Origin of the sequence: Amycolatopsis kentuckyensis, assembly GCF_002155975.1 — a bacterium.
Lineage (GTDB): Bacteria > Actinomycetota > Actinomycetes > Mycobacteriales > Pseudonocardiaceae > Amycolatopsis > Amycolatopsis kentuckyensis.
Genome location: NZ_MUMI01000706.1, coordinates 1 through 2468, shown reverse-complemented (window position 1 = coordinate 2468; position 2468 = coordinate 1). Strand labels below are relative to the sequence as shown.

Sequence of the window (2468 nt, the reverse complement as noted above, 5' to 3'; positions counted from 1 at the left end):
GAAGAAGGCCTCCCCGGCACCGTGCCGGGGAGGCCTTCTTCGTGGTCTATCGACGCTGGGGCTGTTCGGCACCCGGTTGGACCGGCTCCGGCTCGGGCGCCGGCAAGGCCTGGTCGGCGGGTTCGCCACCGCGGGGTGCGGGAACGCCTTCGGCGGCGATCGCGTCGAAGTGTTCACGGCACCAGCGGCCGTAGCGCCTGGCGTGCACAGTCATAGCGTCCACCTCCTCTCGCAGGGCGTTCCTCGTCACACCTTCAGCGTGCTACGCCGGGGCACCGAAAGCCAACAGATTTAAGCGGGACTTAAGACACGAATGGGTGATAGTCCACAGTGGACGCGGGTTCAGCCCGCGAATTCCCGCACGACCGTCCGGCAGAAGGCCGGCAGGTCGTCCGGGTTACGGCTGGAGACCAGTCCGTTGTCCACTACGACCTCTTCGTCGACCACGGTGCCGCCGGCGTTACGGATGTCCGTCCGGATGCTCGGGTACGACGTCAGCGTGCGGCCACGGACGACATCCGCTTCGACGAGCGTCCACGGACCGTGGCAGATCACCCCGACCGGCTTGCCGGCCCGCACGAAGTCGCCGACGAACTTGACCGCGGCGGGGTCCGTGCGCAGGTTGTCCGGGTTCATCGTGCCGCCGGGCAGCAGCAGGGCGTCGAAATCGCCGATCTCGACGTCGGCGACCTTCCGGTCCACCGGGAACCGGTCACCCTTGTCGATGTCGCCGTTCATCGCCTGGATCTCGCCGGTGTCCAGGGACACCAGCTCGACCGTCGCGCCCTCGTCGAGGACGGCCCGGCGCGGCTTTTCCAGCTCGACCTGTTCGACGCCGTCCGCGGCCAGGATCGCGACCCGGCGTCCTTGCAATGCGTTCGCCATGGGGTTTCCTCCGTCGGAAAACTGGGTGCACCGGGGTAATTACCCCCTCGAAACGGCGTCAAACCCAGTCCACAAAGGACAGTGCTGTGACATCCGGGGCTTCGCCCCGGGCCGGGGGCTCTGCCACCCGGACCCCCGCAAGAGGGGGGTCAGTCCGCACATTCGATGGCGAGCACAGCGATATCGTCATGTGCGGAGCTGCCGAGCCAGTCCCGGACGGACTGACGCAGCTGCCGCACGACCTCGCGGGCGGACTCTCCGGCCGCCGCGGTGAGCACGGCGCGCAACCGGTCGTCTCCGAAGAGTTCCGTCTGGTCGTGGCGGTTGCGGGCTTCGGTGATGCCGTCGGTGTACAGGAGGCAGACGTCCCCGCGCTCCAGCCGGACCTCCGCCTCGGCGAACCGGGCCTGCGGCGAGATGCCGACCAGCGTGCCCGGAACCGTGACCTCCTCGACCACGCCCGAGCGCCGGACGATCAGCGGCGCCGGGTGGCCACCGGAGGCCAGCGTCAGGCCGACGCCGCCGTCGGAGGGCCGGGCCGTGCCGAGCACCAGGGTGGCGAACCGGCTGCTGCCGCCGGCGATGAGCAGCTCGTTGAGCAGCCGCAGCAGGGTGCGGCCGTCCCGCTCGACCATGGCGAGCGCGGTCAGGGCGTGCCGGACCCGGCCGGTCAGGGCCGCGGCCTCGGGGCCCTTGCCGCAGACGTCGCCGAGCACCAGGAAGGCGCTGCCGTCGCCGTGGGGCAGGACGTCGTAGAAGTCGCCGCCGACGGTGAGGACCCCGCCCGCCGGCTCGTACCAGGTCTCGAACCGGGCGCCGTCGAGCTCCCCCGGGTCGACCGGGCGCAACGTCGTCTCCAGGCCGCGGGTCGCCTCCTCCTGCCGGGCGTAGCGCTGGGCGTTGGCCAGCGCCGTCCCGGCCGCCGCGGCGAACTCCGCCACCGCGCGGGACTGGTCGGCGCCGAACTCGGCGTCGCCGCGGCGGCCCAGCAGCAGGGCGCCGGTGACCCCGGCGCTCACGCTCGGCCCGAGCGAGACGACCGAGACGTCGGCGTGCCCGGCGAACCGGTCGGCGACCACCGACGGCAGCGTGGCGACCTCGGGCTCGGGCACCGGGGCCTGCTGGGGCGGCCCGGTCGCCCCGAACGTCGCCGCCAGCACCGGCGCGACCTGGGCCGGCACCCGCCGGATCCGGCCGTGGCCCTGCGCGGCCGGCCGCTCGCAGCTCCACCACTCCCACCGGCCGCGGGTGGTCGGCAGCAGCACGAAGACGGTTTCGGCCAGCGCGGACGCCGCCAGCTCGGCGATCACCCGGGCGGTGCCGTGCCGTCCGCGCGCGGCGGCCAGCCGGGGGCCGACCTCGGCCAGGAAGTCGCCGACGCGCCGCTGCGGGACGTCGTCCGCGGAGACCGTCCAGGCGTGCCAGCCGCCGGGCAGGGCCCGGATCCGGGCGGCGTGGCGGTGGCCGTTCAGCTCGACGTGCCCGGCCACCTGGTCGGCCGCGGTGCCGGCCAGGGCGGGCGCGCCCGCCTGCAGCTGCGGCTCGGCGTCGCCGGCCAGCGCCCGGGCCGCCGGGTTCGCCCA

2 protein-coding genes are annotated in these 2468 nt (G+C 73.7%); both read right to left on the bottom strand.

The window, feature by feature from the left end; all coding sequences use genetic code 11:
• Window positions 1–342: 342 nt before the first annotated feature.
• Window positions 343–885: a type 1 glutamine amidotransferase domain-containing protein gene (locus CCN39_RS46110; protein WP_086853317.1), complete on the bottom strand. Its 543-nt coding sequence runs from the start codon at window positions 883–885 to the stop codon at window positions 343–345.
• 149 nt (window positions 886–1034) lie between these two features.
• The coding region (locus CCN39_RS46105; RefSeq protein ID WP_086853315.1) for a PP2C family protein-serine/threonine phosphatase at window positions 1035–2468 on the bottom strand (1434 nt) is incomplete at its 5' end.

Coding starts and splice junctions, on each gene's coding strand:
- CCN39_RS46110 (WP_086853317.1), bottom strand. CDS start 885: ATGGCGAACGCATTGCAAGGACGCCGGGTCGCGATCCTGGCCGCGGAC.